Raw genomic sequence first — 20,655 nt, 5'->3', positions numbered from 1 at the left:
TCGTGGAACAGGAGACGATTGTCGCCATCGCCACACCGCCGGGACGCGGCGGCATCGGCATCGTACGCATCAGCGGGCCTGAAGCACGCAGCATCGCCGAACCGATGCTGCATCTACGTGCGCCGATGGAGCCGGGACGTGCTCGCTTCGGCGATCTGCTGGACGAGGACGGCAGCAGACTCGATGAGGTCGTAACGACGTATTTCGCGGCGCCTCACTCGTACACCAGCGACGATGTGGTGGAGATTGCCGCGCATGGATCGCCGGTGGTGCTGGAGATGATCCTGCGCAGAGCGATTGCCGCCGGCGCGCGGCTGGCGCGGCCAGGAGAGTTTACCGAACGTGCCTTCCTCTCAGGCCGTCTGGACCTTACGCAGGCCGAGGCGGTGCGTGACCTGATCGAGGCGCAGACACTGCACCAGGCGCGTGTCGCCGCTCAGCAGCTAGGCGGGGCACTGGCGGAACGGGTGCGTCCAGTGAAGGATGCGCTGGTGAAACTGATTGCCGCGCTGGAGGCAGGCATCGACTTCGCCGAGGACGATGTGGACGTCATGCCACAGCAGGCGATCCTTGACGCTCTGAAGGCAGTACATGCGCCTCTGGTCGAACTGGCTGCAAGTTATGCGCAGGGACGCTTGGTCCGTGAAGGCGTGACTATGGCCATTGTAGGCAGGCCGAATGCGGGAAAGAGTTCGCTCTTCAATCGCCTGGTGGAGCGCGAGCGTGCCATCGTGACCGCAGCCGCTGGAACGACGCGCGACCTGGTGACAGAGCGTGTCTCGCTAGGCGGTATTCCGGTGGAACTGGTGGATACGGCAGGCATTCGCGAGAGCAGCGACGAGGCCGAGAGCATTGGCATTCGCAAGACCCGCGAGGCAATGGCCGATGCCGACCTGGTGCTGCTGGTGCTGGACGCGACGCAGACGCTCACAGACGAAGAACGTGCCTGGATGGAAGAGCTGCAGCAGCGCGAGGCTATCGTGGTGTGGAACAAAATCGATATTGCTGCGACAGCAGGCGAGGGAATTGAAGTCTCAGCCCTGACCGGCGAGGGCATTGGAGACCTGCGCGATCTGTTGCTGGCGAAGCTGAAGACCGGCGCCGTAACCAGTGAGACCGCGATGCTGACCAACCTGCGACAGCAGCACGCGGTGCAACAGGCAATTGATGGCCTGGATGCTGCAGTCACCGCTGCCGGCGCAGGAATTCCGCATGAGATGGTGCTGCTGGATATCTACGGCGCGTTGCGCGGGCTGGATGAGTTGACCGGCGCGACGACAGCGGATGATGTGCTGAATCTGATCTTCTCGAGTTTTTGTATCGGGAAGTGAGGGGAGCGCCTGCGGCGCTCGTTGAAAGTTAAAAGTTGAAAGTTGAAGACGCACGGTATGGTCTATCGAATACTGTGCCTCACCGCACTTTTCAAAAAGCAGATCCATTCCTGTTCCAATCCAGCAAAGCTGGTCGGGGACCCCATTCCTGCCCCATCCAGCAAAGCTGGTCGGGGGCTCCATTGCGGGATGACAAACAAAAAAGAGCCCACGCTATTGATGTGGCAGATCGTCACTACTGCCGATCCTATCCGCAAGACGGTCCAGATGCGCGCTCCAGCGCTTCTCAAGTTCTTCCGCTTTGATGCGCTGTTCCGGGGTGAGGATCTCGGAGTAGAGTTTCGATTTGAAGTGCCGCTTCTCCAGCAGGAGCTTGGTTATCGTTGCGCCCTGACGGGAAGCGATTGTCTGGATCTCGACATCATCCGCGCTCCGCGCTGTTGCCGCATCCAGCGCTTTGCTCTCTGAAGCCAACTCCTTGATCAGTGCCGCCACCGTTGGGCGCTCGGATTGCCAGAGAGTCTGGACCTGCGTTCTCTGCGTGTCCGTCAAATGCAACTCATGGCTCACGTAACCGAGGGGCCCATGAAAGCCCCACTCTCTTCCGCCCCACCCGTGATGTCTCCAACTGTCGGCACGGGCGATACCGAAGACCGCCAGCAAGACCAGGAACACCAGGCTCGACCAAACAATAATTCTCTTCATACGAAACTCCTCTTTTGATTTCAATTTCACGTGCCGTCATGACGGCTCCTATGCCGTAACTCAACGCATCGCGATCGATGTTCTAGTACTGGCAGAGCAGCTTTTCGCATCGGAATGCATGAGGTCACGAAGCTTACTGGACATGTCGCTTCCCGGAATGTGCACTTCAGTTAGAACACTGCGTCCGCCGCAGTCGAGAAAGATAAGTTGTCCATGCTGTTCTCCGGTCTGTTGCCGTCCGGGATTCATCGCCAGCAGCCTGCGCTGTCCGGTCTTCACATCCACAAATGACAACACGTACCTCTCGGAGCTTTGTTCGATGACATAGACCCCGGCTTCCATGTTTTGACCGCCGGCGGTAAACGCGAACGGAATGCGGACTGTAACGCCGGGATCATACTGTGCTTCCATGGTGGCTGTTGCAACACTGCCGATCAACAGCACCAGCAGCGATTGACACGCGATAGATGCGAGACGCTTCATCGTTTTCCTCGATTCAGCGGCGAGAGTGTAACGTCCTTTACTTGCCGCAATTCGATTTCAGCAACAGGTCGAGGCCGGTGCGATAAAGGTTGGTTAAGCAAAGTAAAGTTGTGTAAAGACAGACTGGGGCTGCGATGTTATGGTCTAGCATCAAGCTGGAGGCAGCTGGCGTTGGAGAATGGATCGAGTTCTCATCGTCGATGATGACGTTCAATTGTGCAGCCTTCTGGCCGAACGTTTAGGCACTGAAGGCTTCACGATCGAAACTGTTCATGACGGACCGCGCGGCCTGGAGCGGGCTCTTGCGAAGGAACATGCACTCGTCGTTCTTGACGTCATGCTGCCCGGCATGGGTGGTCTTGATGTACTGCGCCGGCTGCGAAAGTTATCGACCGTTCCGGTACTGCTGCTCACAGCGCGCGGCGAGGACTCCGATCGGATACAGGGACTGGAGATCGGTGCCGACGACTACGTCCCCAAACCTTTCAACCCACGGGAACTTATCGCCCGTATTCGCGCGATCCTGCGCCGAACCGCGAGAACCCTAACACCATCTGGTCCATTGGTTGTGGGAGATATCCGTCTGGATCCCGCAATCCGTGAAGCATGGCTGGATGACGTGCCTCTCAATCTGACCAGTGTAGAGTTCACGTTGCTTGAGGTACTCGTTCGCGGCGCAGGCCAGATCCTCTCGCGGGAACAGCTCACCGAAGCGGTGCTCGGCAGAAAACTCGGACCATTCGACCGGGTCATCGATGTGCATGTCAGTAACCTTCGTAAAAAGCTCGGCGCGGCGCAGAACAACCAGCGGATCAAGGCTGTCAGAGGTAGCGGCTACCTCTTTGTATCGCGCGGAGAGGCAAAAGAAGGTTGACCATGCCTAGCCTTTTTCTCAAGATCTTTCTTTGTTTCTGGCTCACTGTCATTGCCACCGCCATCGCGGTGGTCATCACGTTCATTGTTGAGCCACGCGGTGTTCCTTCGCAATGGCATGCCACCCTAACAGATACCGCTCAGTACTCCGGAATGATTGCCGCAGAGATGCATGAGCAGGGCGGCGTACCTTCTGCGGCGGCATACATTGACCGCATTGCACAGGAGACACATTTAAAGGCATGCCTCTCTGACGCAAAAGGCAATGCAATTGCGGGAAATGATTGCGAGTCCTTCCATCAGATGACGACGCACGTTGCCGCCTCGAGGGCGTCCGATTTCAATATGAAGTACGGCATCACTCGGGTTGCCCTGCCAGTAAAAGGACATAGCGGCCGTGATTACATCTTCGCAACCGAACTTCCAGCCGGTCCCCGGGCAGCCTTTGGTATTCATCGGGGAGCGGCAGTATTGCAATGGGGAGTCGCTCTCTTTGTCTCGGGTCTTATCTGCTATCTCCTCACCCGATACCTGACTACTCCGATTCTCCGATTACGCGAGGCATCCCAACAGCTCGCGGGCGGCAATCTGAGTATTCGCGCCACTTCCACGATAGGCCGCAGAAAAGATGAGCTTGGAGACCTGGTACGCGACTTCAACTCGATGGCGACTCGAATCGAAGAGCTGATCTCACGGCAGCGTCAGCTTATCTCGGATGTGTCACATGAGCTGCGCTCACCACTGGCGCGACTGAATGTCGCACTTGACCTTGGCCGCGAAAGAAAAGGCAGCGACCCTGCCTTCGATCACATGGAAGAAGATCTGGGTCTCCTCGACGAAATGATTGGCCGGCTGCTGACAATTGCGAAGCTGGATATGTCGGCCCAGCAGGTTCCGATGACCGAGGTCGATGTCACCTCACTTGTCTCGCAGGTGGTACGCAATGCAGAGTTCGAAGCACGCGAACCATCCGGCGGTGTCCGAATCGTCGCCGAGCAGGAATGTTTCCTGCATGGCAACACGGAGCTGTTGCAGAGTGCAGTCGAAAACGTCGTCCGTAACGCAATCCGCTACTCCGAGCCCGGCACGTCCGTCGAGGTATCCCTCACATGCGATGGATCGTTGATGCGCCTGACTGTCCGTGACCATGGACCGGGGGTTCCGGAAGCCGAATTGCTGCGTATCTTCGAGCCGTTCTATCGAGTAAAAGACGCCCGTGATCGTCAATCAGGCGGCGCCGGACTCGGTCTGGCGATCGCCGAACGGGTGGTCCGGATTCACGGCGGAACGATACGCGCCGAGAATGTCTCACCGCACGGCCTGCAGATTGAGATCATCATGCCGCAACGCCGCGAAGGAATGACGGCGATACCCAGTTAGAGCAACGGTCGCTGGAGTTCTCAAATTGGATGACTTCGATACCCGATGAACCAGCGGAATGCTTCGTTACTTATGGCACTGAGACAGTAATATGGCCTTCCAGATTCCGTAATGGGAAATCGGGCGCGGTGAGTTTGATTTGTATTGCAAATGATCTGGAACTGCATCACAATCCTCCACCTACGAGCTAGGGGGAATATGGAGTCAAAGATCCAGTCGCTGAAACTCAAACAAGCCAAGCGCCAAGCGAAAGACGACTTGGGGTCAGCTTCTTGAGAATCCCGTGCGGAACCTGAGGCAGTTCTTTAGCCTTTTCTCAAGCGACCTGGCCATCGATCTGGGAACCTCCAACACACTCGTTTATGTTCGTGGCGAGGGCATCGTGGTGAACGAGCCGTCCATCGTAGCCATTGATAAGAACAGCGGTGAGGTGGAAGCGGTGGGAAGAGAGGCCAAGGAAATGCTGGGCCGTACACCGGACCACATCATTGCAATTCGGCCGTTGAAAGAGGGGGTCATTGCCGATTTCAAAGTGACCGAGAAGATGTTGAATTACTTTATCCGGGAAGCGCACAATCGCCGGATGTCGATACATACACGCATTGTGATTGGTGTGCCCGCGGAGATCACGCAGGTGGAACGACGCGCGGTCATGGACGCAGCTTACCGTGCGAAGACCAGCGAGGTCTATCTGGTGGAGCAGGCCATGGTGGCGGCGATTGGTGCGGGGCTACCTGTCAGTGAACCCACAGGAAGCATGATTGTCGATATTGGGGGAGGCACCACGGATATTGCAGTGATCTCTCTGAGTGGCATAGTCTACGCCCGTTCCTGGCGTATGGCGGGAAACCAAATGGACGAAGCCATCATGACTTACGTGAAGCGCAAGTATAACTTGCTGATTGGCGAACTCACCGCCGAGCGGATCAAGATTGAAATAGGGAGTGCGTTCCCACTCGAGAAGTCGCTGACGATGGAAATCAAGGGCCGTCACCTGATCGAAGGGGTACCCCAGACCATCCTTCTGAATGACAGTGAAGTCCGCGAGGCATTGAGTGAATGGGTATCGATGCTCATGGACGCCATTCGTGTGGGGCTAGAGCGCATACCGCCCGAGATCTCAGCTGACATCAGCGACCGAGGTATCGTCCTCACCGGCGGTGGCGCGCTTTTGAAGGGCCTGGATAGGCGCATCCGCGAAGAAACGGGACTTCCTGTCTCGATTGCCGATGAACCGCTGTGCTGCGTCGTGCTGGGGACTGGCAAGATTCTCGACGATTTCAAGCTGCTACGGAAGTTATCCGTTGGGTCCGTGACAGCCGGAGTCGAGTACTAGATTGGTGAGTCTAGAGCATTTTCCCTGTTGCTGGGTATCCCGGAAGGGGTGTGTAGCGGCGTTTTCATTACGGAAAACGCCCATAGATACGGAAGTCCTACTCTACACCTACAGGGAAAATGCTCTAAGGTTCGCGACATAAATCATGAGCAGCTTTGCCATCCGAAGCGTTGAAACAGCAGGTCCTACGGTATGGGTTTATTGGATGCCGTGCCTCATCGGGCTTTTGAAAAGCAGTCCCTCCGGATGACAAACAAAAAGACGGTTCGAGCTTTCGCTCGAATACCCAGGGTGGTCGTTCACAAGACTTAGCTAGCGGATGGCGGCGAGGGTGGCGCGGAAGAGTTGTTCGAAGTCGTCGGCGATGTTGGGTTCTTTCTTCAGCGCGGCTTCCATCGCCTTTTCCGCTGCCGGTTTCTGGTAGCCGAGGTTGGTGAGGGCGGAGAGGACGTCTTCCGTTGCTGCGCCTGCGGGCCTGGCGGAGACCTGCGATGTGGGCAGAGCGAACTCTTCCAGCTTGTCCTTGAGCTCCAGCACGACGCGTTCGGCGGTTTTTTTGCCGATGCCGGGAACCCTGGTCAGTGTGGCGTGATCCTGCGCGCGAATGGCGGCGACAAGACGCTGCGAGGGAAGCCCGGAGAGAACGGTGACGGCCAGCTTGGGGCCAATGCCGCTGACGGTGATCAGCCTCTCGAAGAGCTTCTTCTCGTCGCGTTCGACAAAGCCGAAGAGAGCGATGGCGTCCTCGCGCACATGGGTATGAATGTGCAACTTCACCTCGCGGCCTTCTTCGGGAAGGTGAGTGAAGGTCTCGATCGAGATGGTGACGTCGTAGCCCACACCTGCGGCCTCGACGATGGCCTGGTTGGGATGTTTGGCGAGAAGCGTTCCGCGAAGGTGAGCAATCATCCTGGTTCCTGGTTGCTAGTTCCTGGTTGCTAGTTGCTGGTTGTTCTACCTGATGGCAAAAACTGTCCGATCACGAGACCGAGAACGGCGTAGAGGACGATATTGGCCAGGAGCAGCAGGGGCCAGAGACTTGTCGCATAACGCAGCCAGTGAACAGGTGGGCAGATGATGGTGGTCACGAGGGTCCAGAAGCTGCCGAGAGGAACGCCGTAGCGGATGCTGTTCCCTGCGGTCCAGAGACTGAAGGCGCCCGCGAAGAGCCCGAGGAAGGCGAAGACCGCAATGATGATCTTCGTGCGCATGTGTCGAAGGCGTCTCCTGGGGCGCCCTAGCGGCGACGGTACTTGATGGCGAACTCGTAGCCAGGGTTGGGCGGGAAGAGCTCGGCTATGAGCTTCAAGCGCTCGGCGAGTGCCGTGGGAGCCAGCAGCGGATACTCACGCTCGCGGAGCTCGGCGTAGTCGAAGTCGATAGCAAGCGAAAGCAGATAAATCGCGATGGAGTCGGCGAAGGCCAGCGCCGCGAAGTCACTCCGGGCCTTTTCGTCGTTATTGGTCCGGGCCTGCTTGCGGCTGTCGAAGGCGTCCTGGCTGGTCTCGCCACGGACATCGGCCTGGGCCTGCTTCCAGACAAGCTCTGAGAAGCTTTCGGGCACACCTGCCTGGTCGACGAAGGCGTGGCCGACATTGATGAAGAACTCGAAGGCCAGGGCGAAGCGGTCGTGCATCAGACGCGCCGAGATGAAGACACCCTCGGAGGTGCCAAAATCAACGTTTCGATGGCAACTGGCGCGGTCACCGAGCTCGGTGGTGAAGTCGGAGGAGATAAGAATGTCTTCGGGGGTATTGGCGCGGGTGGCGACATCGCCCCGCATCTCGGCGATGGCCAAAGGGACAAAGTAGTAGGCTTTGCGCTTCAGCGCGTCAGCCATGGCGGAGGGAACGGTATTGATGATCTGTTCCAGATCGGCGCCGGCAACCTTGGCTTCTCCGTAGACCGCGTAACAGACGCCGTTGCTTCCCTGGCGCACGGAGGTCTCCCGTGCCACCTGCGAGGCTGTAATCAGTTGCGACTGCACACGTTCCGACATCACGGTTTATTCTAAAGGAGCAATGATGACGCAGACACAGCAAATCCCAGGGAGTTCTCACGGCCGGATCTTCGGCGTTCCGTTCGGCGATCTGGGCTGGTTTGCCAGCCTGTTGATGACATTGGCCTCCGGCTTTCTGGTCTTCTTCGCGGCGACCTTCGTGGGCATCTTCAGCCTGCTGTTCTACGGCGCTTTTACACACAAAGCGGTGAACTACACCGTCGCCTATATGAAGATCGGCATTCCCGCGGGTGCGGTGGCGCTGGTAGTGGCCGGCGGCTTCCTGGGTACGCTTTGGGTGAAGCGGATCACTCGGAAAAGCTAGTTAAAAGTTCCAAGTTGAAAGTTGAAGAGGTACGGTACGGGCGGGGAATCACCTTGCCTGCCTTGGACTGTCTCCTACGTCGCTTCGCGAACACGTTCGCTGATGCGCCCGGATTCGGGTTGCCACCAGGACAAACGTCTTGTTGAAACACTTTTCGGCAGTGGTCCGTCCTGTTAGCATCCGTACACAACACCACATCCCATACATCTGGCGTTTCTTTCTGGAGGTCGAGTAATGCATTTTGTACGTTCTGTTGTGCGCTGGGGCGTGCCCGTGGCCGCTCTCAGCGTCTTTGCGCTGCCGTCTGTCGCGGCAGACAAGAAGCCTGTGGCCGCACCTGCCGCCGCTACCGCGAAAGCGTGGGAGGCTGAGCAGCCCACCGTTGAGAAGATCGATCTCGATGCCTACATGCGTATTCGCGAGGAGGGTATGCAGCACGGGCGTGTGATGCAGTTCGCCTCGGCTCTGGTGGACGGCATCGGTCCCCGCCTGACCGGTTCGCCCAACATGGCCAAGGCCAACGAGTGGACCAAGGAGACCCTTACCAAAATCGGCCTGGAAAACGCGCACCTGGAGGACTGGGGCGAGTTCGGCATGGGCTGGCAGCAGATCAATAGCTGGGCGCGAATGATCTCTCCCGATCCCGAGCCGCTCTGGATCCAGGCTGCTCCCTGGTCGCCGGCAACCAAAGGCCCGGTGAGCTGTGACGCCGTCCTGGTCGATATTCAGGAAACAAAGGACATCGAGAAGTACAAGGGCAAGCTGGCGGGCAAGATCGTGCTCTTCGGCGCTCCGCGTGCCGTGCCTGACGTAGATCAGCCGCTCTTCCGCCGTTACACCGATGCTGAACTGAAGGAGATGGAGAGCTACCCGGCTCCCCGTGCCGGCGGTCCGGCGTTCAACCCCGCAGCCTTACTGGAGCGTGCGCGCGTGCGCGCCGAGGCGGTGAAGATGATGACGGACGAGGGTGTCGTTGCGATTATTACGCCCAGCCGTGACGGAAACCTGGGTGGCGGCACCGGCATCATCTTTGACGACAACGGAGCCAACCTCGTGCGTGGAGCACAGACGGCAGCCAACGCCGTGAAGATTCCCAATGGCGTAATGACCATTGAGAACTATGGCCGTTTGGCGCGTCTGCTGGCGGCGAATGTGCCCGTCGAGCTCGAGGTGAATATCGAGGCAAAGTTCACCGGCGATCACGAGCACGGCTTCAATACCGTCGCCGAGATTCCTGGCACCGATGCGAAGCTGAAGGATCAGGTCGTCATGGTGGGCGGACACCTGGATAGCTGGGTGAGCGCTACCGGAGCGACGGATAACGCCGCCGGGTCGGTCGTCGCCATGGAGGCTGTCCGCATCCTGAAGGCGATCGGCTACAAGCCGAAGCGCACTATCCGGATCGCTCTGTGGACGGGTGAGGAGCAGGGCCTGTGCGGCTCACGCGGCTACGTTCGCACGCACTTCGGCGGAGCGGATGCTCCAGCACCGGCTTGCGGCGCTGGTGGCCCTCCATCGCGTACGGAGCAGCAGCCTGCGATCAAGACCACCAAGGAGTGGGAGACGCTGGACGGCTACTTCAACGTCGATAACGGCACGGGCAAACTGCGCGGCGTCTACACGCAGGAGAATTACGCCATCGGCAGCGTCTTCGCGCAGTGGATCGCTCCGCTGAAGGACCTGGGCATCTCCACCATCAGCTACCGCAACACGGGCGGAACGGACCACCTGTCGTTCGATGGCGTGGGCCTGCCGGGCTTCCAGTTCATCCAGGACCCGATGGACTACGACACCCGTACGCACCACTCCAACATGGACACCTATGAGCGCCTGCACCAGGCTGACCTGGAACAGGCCGCGATCATCGAGGCGATCTTCCTCTACAACACCAGCGAACGCGAAGCGATGCTTCCGCGTAAGGGATTCCCGCATCCGGAGATGAATAAGCAAAAGGATGCGCCGATTCCGGGGCTCTTCCCGAACGCGGTTGAGAAGAAGTAGATCCTGCGAAAACAAGAAGACCCACGTCCATAGGGCGTGGGTCTTGTTTTTTAAGAGAAAACGGGCGGAGGCACAAAGCCTCCGCCCGCCACTTCCTGGGAGAAGCGGTGACAGCTACGCAGCCTGGAAGGTGGTTGCCGGGGCGTTGCCCAGCAGGGCAGCACCGGAGTACTTCGGCGAGCCATTCCATTCCGGCAGGTTGAAACATGCACTATGGGCATCCGTCCCGCGATCCGTGGTGTGCTGCGCCCTCAGGGCGGCGAGAATCTCCTCGCGGGCGGCCTCCCGCTCAGTCGAATTTGTGCGCTCCCAGAAGACCTGGAAGTTCTGTCCACACACGCTGCACTGAATATCGCTTGCCATCGTGGATGCTTTGCAAAGTACCTGCATTGGTCCGCTCCTTAAAAAAATCCTTGAACGACGATTCGTTCCTTCGATCTGGTCTGATTGACAACGTTGAATGTACGCCGTGAGATGGCCTTGCTCCATGCCACTTGCGCGATCGGCGATACATCGTTTGGGGGAGTTTTGAGCTGCGGGTGGTCATATCCGCGCTTCTATAACTATATAAAACGCCAACTCCCGCTCTTTTGTTGCCTCCAAACGGTTAATTAATTGTCTGAAATTCTTATCGCATTACTGCTCCCGCTGGAAGCGGTTTTCTGCAGTGCTGCAAGTGCCATTGGTAACGGGAATGCCCCAAATGGTGCTGCAAACGTCGGCTTTCGTACACAAAAGCCGCAACGCATCACCCGGTCCTAGAGCATCGCGCGTACCTCCCGGGAGGGTAAGGCCTAACTGCAGAGCGCTCGTCGGCGTGTTTCTCTCATCTTTCGCGCCGGTATTCCGGCTCTAGTGCAAAAGACGAAGTCTTCGCAAGATGGTATCAAATCCGTCCAGGCAGCCGGAACTCGGCCGGTCTATTCCTGGCGGGTATGTCCTGCGAAGTGACCTGACAATACACCCGAGGCCCGCGTGGCTGCAACTGTAATTTTTGGGGTCAGGCGCGTTCCGGCGTCCCAATCTCGACGCTATGGGAGCCGAACCAATATCCTGTTAAATGTGAGTCCTGAGAATATCCGCATCCAGCTTCCTGATGGTTCCGTGCGCGAGGTGCCCAAAGGCACCACGCCGCTTGATGTCGCCAACGACATCTCTCCGCGCCTTGCCGCCGCCGTGGTCGTGGCAAAGATTCGTCCGTTGACTACGGCCACTACGGAGACCACGGCCACCGAGACAGGCAGCGAAGATGCCATGTACGCCGCACACGAGGGCGGCGAGCGGCTGGTGGATCTCTCCGCGCCACTGAATGAGGATGTCGCCCTGTGGCTGTTGAAGGAAGATGCCCCGGAGGCGTTGAAGGTCGTCCGTCACTCGGCTGCGCACGTCATGGCGACGGCGGTGCTGGAGCTGTTTCCGGAGACCAAACTGGGCCATGGCCCGGCCACCGATGCCGGCTTCTTCTACGACTTCTATCGCGAAAAGCCGTTCACTCCGGATGACCTGGAGAAGATCGAGCAGCGCATGGCCGAAGTGGTGGCGCGCGATGAGAAGTTCGTGCGCGAGTACGAGCCGCGCGAGCAGGCACTCAGCGAGTTCAAGGCGAACGGCGACTTCATGAAGCAGCACTTCGTGGAGAAGTTCACCAAAGACGGTGAGCAGGTTTCGCTGTACAAGAACGGGAGCTTCGTCGACTTCTGCCGTGGACCGCACGTACCCTCGACCGGCCGCGTGAAGGCGTTCAAGGTGATGAACCTGGCCGGAGCGTACTGGCTGGGCGATGAGAACAATCCGCAGTTGCAGCGCGTCTACGGCACGGCCTTCTACAACAAGAAGGATCTGGAGGCGCACTTCAAGCACCTGGAGGAGATCAAGGCGCGCGATCACCGTGTGCTGGGTAAGCAGCTCGACCTGTACTCCATTCAGGAGGTCGCTGGATCGGGCCTGATCTTCTGGCATCCGAAGGGCGGCATCATCCGCAAGACGATGGAAGACTGGATGCGCGAGGAGTGCCTTCGCCGCGGCTACAACCTGGTCTTTACGCCACACATCATGAAGCGCGAGCTCTGGAAGATCTCGGGCCACGACGGCGTGTACTCGAAGGACATGTTCCCGCCGATGGAGCTGGATGACGCGGAGTATCGGGTGAAGCCGATGAACTGCCCCGGCCACATCCTGATCTACAAGTCCACGCCCAAGAGCTATCGTGATCTGCCGGCCCGTTATGCGGAGCTGGGCAATGTATACCGCTTCGAACGCAGTGGCACCATGCACGGTCTGTTGCGCGTGCGCGGCTTTACGCAGGACGATGCACATATCTTCTGCACGCCGGACCAGGTCAAGGGCGAGATTGAGGCGTGTCTTGATTTTGCGGAGTCGGTGCTGAAGACCTTTGGCTTCTCGGAGTATCGCGTGGAGCTGTCGACCCGCGACCCCAACAAGCCGGGTGAGTTCTTCGGAACCGCGGATGACTGGGCGCACGCCGAAGGAGCTCTGCAGGAAGTGCTGGTCGGTCGTGGATTGAGCTTCCAGACCTTCCCGGGAGAGGCCGCCTTCTATGGACCGAAGATCGATGTGAAGCTCGTCGACGTCCTGGGCCGTCTGTGGCAGCTTTCGACGGTACAGTTTGACTTCAACCTGCCGCGCCGCTTTGAGCTGGAGTACGTCGGTGAGGATGGCGAGCGTCATCAGCCGGTGATGGTGCACCGCGCTCTGTTTGGAAGCGTGGAGCGTTTCTTTGGCGTACTGATCGAGCACTATGCCGGCGCGTTCCCACTGTGGCTGTCGCCGGTGCAGATTGGCCTGGTACCAATCAGCGAAAAGCATCATGCGTATGCCGAACAGGTAAAGCAGCAGCTTGAAGCTGCTGGACTGCGGGTGGAGCTCGATGTGCGCAACGAGAAGATGAATGCGAAGATCCGCGACTTCACGCTGCAGAAGGTGCCGTTTGTCCTGGTGATGGGTGACAAGGAAGCATCCAGTGAAGCGGTTAGCGTGCGTACACGCGGTGTGGGCGATCAGGGCAGTGTGTCGCTGGCCGAGTTCATGACGCGTGCGCAGGGGCTGCTGGAGTCAAAGTCGCCGACGCTGTGATGCAGATGGAGCATTTTCCTGTTGCTGGGTATCCCGGGAGGAGCGTGCAACGGCGTTTTCATTGCGGAAAACGCCCATAGATGCACAAGCCATACCTACAGGAAAAAAGCTCTAGTCGAACAGGTTCGAGAGCACGGCTTCGCGATTGTCGAAGACGTGCTCTTGCCTTTTCAGGTGGAAGCGTTGGTCAGAGAATCGTGACCTTGTAATCGGTAGTCTTCGTAAATGCATGGACGACATTCCCGTTCAGATCGACGTGGCGCAGCGTCATCAAAGCAGGTGTAACGGTGACATGGGTGAAGCCGTTGACCTGCACGGCGTATGGACCGCGTACTGACTCATCGATCACGATGCGATACAACGGAGCGCCGCCACCGCCGGAGACAACGAAGGATGTGGGGTGCCCGGCAAACTCCAGGTGCTCCAGGTCATGATCGTGTCCGCACAGATAGACATGCGCGCCGGAGGAGCGGAGTAGGGGATCCCAGTCCTGCACCAGCATCGGAGTATCGCCGTGCATGCCGTTGGAATAGATCGGGTGATGTCCTAAAGCCACCAGAAAGGGTGTGGTGAGCGGCTTCGCCAACTCTTCTTTGAGCCAGGCCAACTGGTCCAGACGTTGCTGTGCCGTCATGCAGTAGAACGTCCCTTCGCGGGTGACCCCATTGTCGAACGGCATGTTGCTGTCCAAGGCAAGGAAGGTCACGAGCGGCTTGGCCGCCGGGAAGGGAACGCGATACCACTGCGACGGCATGGTCCAGCGAGTGCCTGCCTTTTGGGCGTATTCCAACTGTGCCGAAAACTTGGAAATGGGCAGGTACTCATAGTCATGATTTCCCGGTATGGCATACGCGGGACAGTTGAAGACACCAGCGGGATACATCTGTTCGAACTGGGTCTGCCAGCGCTTGTCGTTTGCGCCGTCATCCATCGGTGTATAAAAGTTGTCACCGATCATCAGCATGGCGCCTGTGGCGATGTTCTGCCGTGTGACGTAGCTCTGCATAGCAGCGGCGACCAGGGCCTGATTCGCATCACCGGTTCCCCAGTCGCCGATGACAAGGAAGTCCGCAGACTCGGGAGCGTTGCCTGGGGAGCCATTGCCTGCGTGCGGACCGGAGCCGCATCCGAGCAGGGGACTACCAACCGCCGCAAGGGCACTGAATGCAAATGTCTGCTTGAGAAAACGCCGTCTGCTTACGACGGGTAGGTCGGGATGGTCCCGCACAGCCATAGAAACCTACCAGAAAAGTAGGGCCAGAGGAGGTATGTTCCCACTCCGTACAGCACCGTTACTGCTGCTGTAGATAGATGCTGCCCATCGTTTTCAGGTGGGCCGTAAGCCCGTGTTTTCAGTGCGTCTTCCTCAGCCTGATAGCTCTCGTACCGATAGAAACGACAACAGGCGGCCATAATGGCCGCCTGTTGTAAGGGGATATGGGGCGTGTTTAGGAGCGGCGGCCATAGCCGCCACGTCCGCCACCACTGCGTCCACCACTACCGCCACGTCCGCCTCGGCCGCGGCCGTAGCCGCCACGATCATCGCGGCGTGGAGCCCGGACAGTGCCCTGATAGTCAGCCGGATAGAGCACGACGAAGCGGTCGCGGCCTTCGCCGCTGGACTCCGTACGCAGATCCGTGTGTTCGCTCAGAGCCATATGCAGCATGCGGCGTTCGCGGCTGCTCATGGGAGGGAAGCTGTAGGGGCGGTTGCTCTCTCGAACGCTGTCGGCCGCGTCCTCGGCGCTCTCGCGCAACTCACGTGCCCGCTCTGCCTTGAAGCCATTGGCATCGAAGGAGATGCGGTCGTGCTCTTCGGGCTCAAGACGCAGGATCTTCGCTGCGACGTGTTCGAGAGCGCGTAGTCCTTCGCCATTGCGTTCCGTCAACTGTGTCGCGTCAGGACCGGCAAGCTCGACATAAATGTCGCGCCGTTCGAGGCCGTCCGGGTCAGAGGCTCCTGCGCCGGCGGTGATGCGGTACTTCAGACGCATGCCACCGGTGGTGGTCAGCGTCTGCACAAACGCAGCTACCTTCTTTGCAGCCTGGGAAAGATCTTCCATGGTTCTGTTTCCTCGAGCGGCCGCTCTAGCGACGGCCCTGAATGGTTGCCGGCTGGCGACGGCGCGCACGCTTGGCGGCCAGCTCTTTCATCTCGCGGCCAAGACCGGTGCGGTTCATCACCTGCTGCTGAATGATTCCGATGAGGTTACCGATTGACCAGTAGAGGGCCAGGCCGGAGGCATAGTTCCAGGTAATGTAGCCGGAGAACGCCGGCATCATAAAGGCCATCATCTTCTGCTGCGCGGGATCCATGCCCGGTGAGGGCGTATAGAACTGCATCAGGAACTGCGAGACGATCATGATGATGGGCAGAATATGATACGGATCGGCCGCGGTGAGGTCGTGCAGCCAATACCAGTGCGCTCCGCGCAGCTCGACGACCTTGGGAAGCATGCCCAGGAAGGCAAAGAGCAAGGGGAGCTGAATCAGTGTGGGCAGGCAGCCGCCGAAGACATTCACGCCCTCGCGCTTCTGCAGGTCCATGATCTCCGCATTCATCTCCCCACGCTTAGGATCGGTGACCTTGTACTTGGCGTACCTGGCCTTGATGGCGTCCATCTGCGGCTGGATGCGCTGCATCTTCAGCGCCGACTGCATGGTCTTGTAGCGCAGCGGCAGAAGAATCAGGTTGATGATCACGGTGAGAACAATGATCGACCAGCCCCAGTTGGGAACGTACTTATGCACGGCCTGCAGGGCGAGGAAGAGATACTTGCCGATAACGCCGAAGAAGCCGAAGTCGAGCAGCGGCTCAAGCGTTGTTTTGCCGTCGGCAGCCTTGATGTTCTTCAGTACACTGACGGCCTTCGGTCCGGCGAAGAGGCGCACGGATGAGGCGCCATTGACGTCGCCTGCCGCTACGCCAAGAGCCGGGATCGATATCAGGTTCTTCCCGTCGCCGTCCTTGGAGACATCGATCGGGTGGCTCAGCGTAACGACGGTGGCGGTCGCGGGATTCTCGGGAAGGAAGATCGCTGCGAAATATGGATCGCTGATTCCAGCCCAGTCGAACGGACCGTTCAGCGTATTGCCTCCACTGACCTTCTTCGCGGCCAAGTGGGTCTCGCTGCCGTTCTGTGAGGTATCCACCTGGTCATAGGTGTGGTGTGATGTGTTTTCCTGATCGCCAAGGGCGCCCGGCCAGGTAAGCAGCGCGCGCGCCGGAGCTCCGTTCTGCTTCACTTCAATGCGTGAACCGAGGACGTAGCTGTTGTCAAAGGTGAAGGTCTTCTTCGCCTCCAGACCGCCGGCGGCGTAGGTAAAGGTCAGCGTCGCCGGAGCAGTAAGGTTGCCGGTAGCAGAAGCAACGTAGAGGCCGCTGTTCAGCTTCGCCATGGCACTGGTGTCATAAGAGTAGAGCGAGAGCGGATAACCGTACTTCGCGGCTACGGTCTTGTGGACCAGATCCAGAGGCGCTCCATGGGAGTCCTTGTAATCCTTGAGAATCCAGTGAGTGACCTGGGCTCCGCGATTGGTGAAGGTGATGCGGTAGACGGCGTTCTCGATCGTCGTCGTCTGCTCACCTTCAGCGGCAACCGATGCGGCGGTGGGGTTCGCTACGGCCGTAGCAGTCGCCTGCTGCAAGGCCTCCTGGTGCTGCTGGGCCTGTTGCTGCTGCGCGGGGGTGGCCGGCGTAGGCTGCTTCTTTGGGCCGAAGTAGCGAAGGCCAAAGAACACACCGAGAAAGACCACCATCATCACCAGCATTGTGGTGGAACTGCCAGCGTTTGACTGCTGATTGGGATTCTTGATTTCTGCCAAGGAGACTTCGACTCTCTTCCTGAGTAGATCCTGCGAGCGGGCGCGTGATTTTAGGCGCAAAATCGCTCATTTCCATTGTATTGGGGAAGGGAATTGTTTGCTTGCAAACGGTGCCTGAATACACACTACGAAACGCACCATTCATAGGGCAGTAACTGCTTTATCTCGGATGCTTTGTCTCGGGGACCGGGTCCAGACCGCCTTTGCTGAAGGGATTGCAGCGGAGAATTCGCCACAGGGCGAGGGCAGTGCCCTTGAAGAGACCGTGGCGATAAAGGGCGACCTCAGCGTATTCGGAGCAGGTGGGCTGGTATTTGCAGTTGCCGAGGCCGAAACTGTGCAGCAGAGGAGAGAGCGTCCAGCGGTAGACAGTGAACAGACCGCGGAGCAGCCAGCTCATGACCGTGCCCTGGAGGCTGCGCGTTGAACGGCGCGGAAGACATCGGCGACATCGGCCTTCAGCTTCTCGAACTCGACCTCGAGTACAGTGCGCCGCGGATGCAGAATCACGTCAACCGGCGAGGTGAGCAGGGCGGCATTGGCTCGTATCGCGGCACGGAGCCGGCGTTTGATACGGTTGCGATCGTGCGCCTTGCCCATCACTTTGCCGACGGTGAGGCCGACACGCGGACCTGTGCCCTCGTCTTCGCGGGGAGCGAAGAAGTAAGCCATCTGCCGCGAGTGCTGCTTGCGGCTGCGGCCGTACACGCTCTGAAAGTCGGCATGTTTGCGAAGGCGGAGGTCGGCGTACATAGGGCGTTCGGTTCCTCAGAGAGGACGGAGCTGTTCTTCCAGGCTACGGGCCCGATCGGTCTTCTCGCTGCCGGCGTGTTCCGTGGTGACGGTCTCGATGAGCACGATCCAGGTCTCTTCTTCGGCAGTGGTGTTGTGACGGAGGCCACGGGGCACCACGAAGAACTCGCCGGGACCGACGGAGACGGGTCCGCCGTCGGCAGCTTCGCGGCCGATGCGCAAACGTCCACGCAGGACGAGAAACATCTCGTCCTCACGTTCATGCGCGTGCCAGGGAAACTCCCCCTGGACCTTCGCTACCTTGACGTATTGATCATTAACCCGGCCTACGACACGCGGCGACCAAAGTTCGGCCAGCTTCGCGCATGCCTGCTCCAGCGAGATGGGGCCGGGCTGCATGGGAAGAACGAGGGTAAAACTAGTCGCGGAAACCGGCGCTGACGGCGATCTTATGACGGCCCTTGGCGCGGCGGCGGCTCAGAACGGCGCGTCCGGCCTTGGTGGCCATGCGGCTCAGGAAGCCATGAACCTTCGAGCGGCGGCGGCGGTTGGGTTGAAAGGTACGCTTGGGCATGGGATAGCCTCTCCTACATCAAATCCTTGAAGTTGCAACAGCTTTTTATTCTACCCTGATTTCCACTTTCGGCCAAGCAAAGTTCTGCCTTCGGACTCAGATTCGTTCACACTTTTTGAGCACTCGACGGAAGTTTCACAATGCATGGTGCAACTCAAAATTAATTGGTGAATGCCGCTTGAATTGGTCCCTGTTCAGCGTGCTACTATCGGCTCTGTTCGATAGAGACACGACAGTTCATCGGCTGTCATTTTCACCACGCAGGACCCTCAAGGAAACAACCTCTCGCGCCGCGCAGCGCAGAGCTTCCAGCAAACGCTCTCCCCCCTCACCCGCATGAGATTTCCTCAAGCAGGCAAGGGTGACCGTTTGCTGTTTCTCGCTTCTTCCTGGGATCGCGTTGTGCCAGACAGCCGTTCGGACCGATAGGAAAGACATGTCCTTTGCACCGACTGCTACCGTTGTTTTGAATCACTGGGTCCGTATTCTTGAAGCGTTGCAGAAGAAAGTGAACCGGCAGTCGTATGACACCTGGTTCAAGCCCACGCGCTTCTCGCATATCAACGGCAAGACCTTGTACGTCCGGATCCCCTCGACCGAGTTTCAGCATGTGGGGGATCGTTACGAAAATCTGATCATGGAGGCAATCGACAACCTCGGCCTCGAGGTTGAGAAGGTGCTCTTCGTGACACCGCAGGAAGACCCCTCGCTGCCCAAGGTGCGTGAGGACGGCGGATTTGCGCCCCAGCCCGACCGCTCGCTGACCAACGCCCGCAACAACAACGCGCGGCAGAATGCCAATCTTCCGGAGCAGTCTCGTTTCGACTGGAACACTGCAGCGCAACTGAACCCGCGTTACGTCTTCGATGGCTTCGTCATCGGCAGCGGCAACCAGTTTGCACATGCGGCCGCGCTTGCGGTCGCCGAGCGCCCTTCCAAGGCATATAACCCCCTCTTCATCTACGGCGGCGTCGGTATGGGCAAAACCCACCTGATGCAGGCCATCGGCCACGAGGTGAAGCGCCGCAATCCGCACGCGGCCATCAGCTATGTCTCGGGTGAAAAGTTCACCAACGAGATGATCAACTCGGTCCGCTACGACAAGATGACCAGCTTCCGCGACAAGTACCGCAACGTGGATGTGCTGCTGATCGACGATATCCAGTTCCTGGCCGGCAAGGAGCGTACGCAGGAGGAGTTCTTCCATACCTTCAATGCGTTGCATGAGTCGATGAAGCAGATCGTCATCGCGTCGGACCGTCCGCCCAAAGAGCTGGCTGATTTTGAAGATCGTCTGCGTTCGCGTTTTGAGTGGGGATTGATTGCCGACATTCAACCGCCCGATCTCGAGACCAAGGTCGCCATCCTGCAGAAGAAGGCCGAGAGCGAGCACACGCCGCTGCCGACCGACGTGGCGCTGTTTATTGCATCGAATGTGCGCACCAACGTACGTGAGCTCGAAGGCGCGCTCGTACGCCTGATCGCATGGTGCTCCCTGCATGGCGTGGAGATCACGCTGCCGACAGCACAGCAGTGCCTGAAGCAGTTCATCGATACCCAGGTACGTAAGATCACCATCGAAGCGATTCAGCGCGCGGTTGCCGAGCAGTTCGGTATGCGCGTGGCAGAGCTGAAGCAGAAGAACAACTCCCGCCAGATTGTGGTTCCGCGCCAAATTGCCATGTACCTGGCCAAGCAGATGACTGAGGCTTCGCTGCCTGAGATCGGCCGCCAGTTCGGCGGGAAACATCACACGACGGTGATGCATTCGATTGCGAAGATCGATGAGCAGCGCAGGGCGGATAAGGATCTGAACCGTACGATCAACAAGCTGATGGAGACGCTGAACTGAGCGGGTTCCATATGAGAGAAAGGCCACCTTGATGGTGGCCTTTTATTTTTGTCGAGAAGCAGATTTCTCCGCTGCCCTTCATCCCAACCAGAGTAGTGGGCCGGGAACCCGATCGCTACGAAATG

At 58.7% G+C, this 20,655-nt stretch carries 21 protein-coding genes; 8 read left to right on the top strand and 13 right to left on the bottom strand.

Annotated elements, in window-relative coordinates; genetic code table 11:
- The first annotated feature begins 2 nt into the window (after window positions 1-2).
- Window positions 3-1,331: a tRNA uridine-5-carboxymethylaminomethyl(34) synthesis GTPase MnmE gene (gene mnmE / locus AB4Y89_RS18905; protein WP_442302500.1), complete on the top strand. Its 1,329-nt coding sequence runs from the start codon at window positions 3-5 to the stop codon at window positions 1,329-1,331.
- Window positions 1,332-1,544: 213 nt separating this feature from the next.
- On the opposite strand, the gene AB4Y89_RS18900 is transcribed toward mnmE, so the two are convergent.
- Both AB4Y89_RS18900 and AB4Y89_RS18895 read right to left on the bottom strand, forming a co-directional pair.
- On the bottom strand, window positions 1,545-2,036 hold the full coding sequence (locus tag AB4Y89_RS18900; RefSeq protein ID WP_442302499.1) for a Spy/CpxP family protein refolding chaperone: 492 nt from the start codon (window positions 2,034-2,036) through the stop codon (window positions 1,545-1,547).
- A gap of 60 nt (window positions 2,037-2,096) precedes the next feature.
- On the bottom strand, window positions 2,097-2,519 hold the full coding sequence (locus AB4Y89_RS18895; protein WP_442302498.1) for a hypothetical protein: 423 nt from the start codon (window positions 2,517-2,519) through the stop codon (window positions 2,097-2,099).
- Window positions 2,520-2,697: 178 nt separating this feature from the next.
- Here AB4Y89_RS18895 and AB4Y89_RS18890 point away from each other — a divergent pair, with 178 nt between their 5' ends.
- From AB4Y89_RS18890 to AB4Y89_RS18880, 3 genes are all read left to right on the top strand, one after another.
- Window positions 2,698-3,393: a response regulator gene (locus AB4Y89_RS18890; RefSeq protein WP_442302497.1), complete on the top strand. Its 696-nt coding sequence runs from the start codon at window positions 2,698-2,700 to the stop codon at window positions 3,391-3,393.
- A gap of 2 nt (window positions 3,394-3,395) precedes the next feature.
- Window positions 3,396-4,772 carry an ATP-binding protein gene (locus AB4Y89_RS18885; RefSeq protein ID WP_442302496.1) on the top strand — a complete coding sequence of 459 codons (1,377 nt, stop codon included), beginning with the start codon at window positions 3,396-3,398 and terminating at the stop codon, window positions 4,770-4,772.
- A gap of 283 nt (window positions 4,773-5,055) precedes the next feature.
- Window positions 5,056-6,108 carry a rod shape-determining protein gene (locus tag AB4Y89_RS18880; protein WP_442302495.1) on the top strand — a complete coding sequence of 351 codons (1,053 nt, stop codon included), beginning with the start codon at window positions 5,056-5,058 and terminating at the stop codon, window positions 6,106-6,108.
- Window positions 6,109-6,420: 312 nt separating this feature from the next.
- On the opposite strand, the gene ruvA is transcribed toward AB4Y89_RS18880, so the two are convergent.
- Genes ruvA through AB4Y89_RS18865 form a run of 3 tightly spaced genes read right to left on the bottom strand, consistent with a single transcriptional unit; the run spans window position 6,421 to window position 8,107 of the window.
- The gene (gene ruvA, locus AB4Y89_RS18875) at window positions 6,421-7,017 is read right to left on the bottom strand and encodes a Holliday junction branch migration protein RuvA (protein ID WP_442302494.1); all 597 of its coding nucleotides are present in this window, start codon (window positions 7,015-7,017) and stop codon (window positions 6,421-6,423) included.
- Between the two features lie 29 nt (window positions 7,018-7,046).
- Window positions 7,047-7,319: a hypothetical protein gene (locus tag AB4Y89_RS18870; protein WP_442302493.1), complete on the bottom strand. Its 273-nt coding sequence runs from the start codon at window positions 7,317-7,319 to the stop codon at window positions 7,047-7,049.
- Window positions 7,320-7,345: 26 nt separating this feature from the next.
- The gene (locus AB4Y89_RS18865; protein WP_442302492.1) at window positions 7,346-8,107 is read right to left on the bottom strand and encodes a hypothetical protein; all 762 of its coding nucleotides are present in this window, start codon (window positions 8,105-8,107) and stop codon (window positions 7,346-7,348) included.
- A gap of 22 nt (window positions 8,108-8,129) precedes the next feature.
- Between AB4Y89_RS18865 and AB4Y89_RS18860 the strand changes: the two genes are divergently transcribed.
- Together AB4Y89_RS18860 and AB4Y89_RS18855 are read left to right on the top strand one after the other, a co-directional pair.
- Entirely contained in the window at window positions 8,130-8,432 is a 303-nt protein-coding gene (locus AB4Y89_RS18860) for a hypothetical protein (protein WP_442302491.1), read from the top strand.
- A gap of 234 nt (window positions 8,433-8,666) precedes the next feature.
- Window positions 8,667-10,433, top strand: a complete 1,767-nt coding sequence (locus tag AB4Y89_RS18855; RefSeq protein ID WP_442302490.1) for a M20/M25/M40 family metallo-hydrolase — start codon at window positions 8,667-8,669, stop codon at window positions 10,431-10,433.
- A 114-nt stretch (window positions 10,434-10,547) separates the two neighbouring features.
- Here AB4Y89_RS18855 and AB4Y89_RS18850 read toward each other — a convergent pair whose 3' ends face one another.
- Entirely contained in the window at window positions 10,548-10,823 is a 276-nt protein-coding gene (locus AB4Y89_RS18850) for a hypothetical protein (protein ID WP_442302489.1), read from the bottom strand.
- Between the two features lie 672 nt (window positions 10,824-11,495).
- On the opposite strand from AB4Y89_RS18850, the gene thrS reads away from it, so the two are divergent.
- The gene (gene thrS / locus AB4Y89_RS18845) at window positions 11,496-13,526 is read left to right on the top strand and encodes a threonine--tRNA ligase (protein ID WP_442302488.1); all 2,031 of its coding nucleotides are present in this window, start codon (window positions 11,496-11,498) and stop codon (window positions 13,524-13,526) included.
- Between the two features lie 187 nt (window positions 13,527-13,713).
- On the opposite strand, the gene AB4Y89_RS18840 is transcribed toward thrS, so the two are convergent.
- From AB4Y89_RS18840 to rpmH, 7 genes are all read right to left on the bottom strand, one after another.
- A complete protein-coding gene (locus AB4Y89_RS18840; protein WP_442302487.1) occupies window positions 13,714-14,760 on the bottom strand; it encodes a metallophosphoesterase in 1,047 nt (348 codons plus the stop codon).
- A gap of 214 nt (window positions 14,761-14,974) precedes the next feature.
- Entirely contained in the window at window positions 14,975-15,589 is a 615-nt protein-coding gene (locus AB4Y89_RS18835) for a Jag family protein (protein WP_442302486.1), read from the bottom strand.
- A 25-nt stretch (window positions 15,590-15,614) separates the two neighbouring features.
- Window positions 15,615-17,351 (bottom strand): membrane protein insertase YidC, encoded by a 1,737-nt coding sequence (gene yidC, locus AB4Y89_RS18830; RefSeq protein ID WP_442302485.1) that lies wholly within the window; start codon window positions 17,349-17,351, stop codon window positions 15,615-15,617.
- A 160-nt stretch (window positions 17,352-17,511) separates the two neighbouring features.
- A complete protein-coding gene (yidD, locus tag AB4Y89_RS18825; protein WP_442302484.1) occupies window positions 17,512-17,751 on the bottom strand; it encodes a membrane protein insertion efficiency factor YidD in 240 nt (79 codons plus the stop codon).
- Window positions 17,748-18,104 carry a ribonuclease P protein component gene (gene rnpA / locus AB4Y89_RS18820; protein WP_442302483.1) on the bottom strand — a complete coding sequence of 119 codons (357 nt, stop codon included), beginning with the start codon at window positions 18,102-18,104 and terminating at the stop codon, window positions 17,748-17,750. The genes yidD and rnpA overlap by 4 nt, the downstream gene beginning before the upstream one ends.
- A 15-nt stretch (window positions 18,105-18,119) precedes the next feature.
- Entirely contained in the window at window positions 18,120-18,503 is a 384-nt protein-coding gene (locus AB4Y89_RS18815) for a cupin domain-containing protein (protein ID WP_442302482.1), read from the bottom strand.
- Between the two features lie 19 nt (window positions 18,504-18,522).
- The gene (gene rpmH / locus AB4Y89_RS18810) at window positions 18,523-18,678 is read right to left on the bottom strand and encodes a 50S ribosomal protein L34 (RefSeq protein WP_442302481.1); all 156 of its coding nucleotides are present in this window, start codon (window positions 18,676-18,678) and stop codon (window positions 18,523-18,525) included.
- Between the two features lie 436 nt (window positions 18,679-19,114).
- On the opposite strand from rpmH, the gene dnaA reads away from it, so the two are divergent.
- The gene (gene dnaA, locus AB4Y89_RS18805) at window positions 19,115-20,530 is read left to right on the top strand and encodes a chromosomal replication initiator protein DnaA (protein ID WP_442302480.1); all 1,416 of its coding nucleotides are present in this window, start codon (window positions 19,115-19,117) and stop codon (window positions 20,528-20,530) included.
- Window positions 20,531-20,655: the final 125 nt, after the last annotated feature.

The sequence above is a fragment of the Terriglobus sp. 2YAB30_2 genome (assembly GCF_052114765.1).
Lineage (GTDB): Bacteria > Acidobacteriota > Terriglobia > Terriglobales > Acidobacteriaceae > Terriglobus.
Note: the sequence above shows the minus strand (reverse complement) of the source record. Positions and strands in the feature narration are given on the sequence as shown.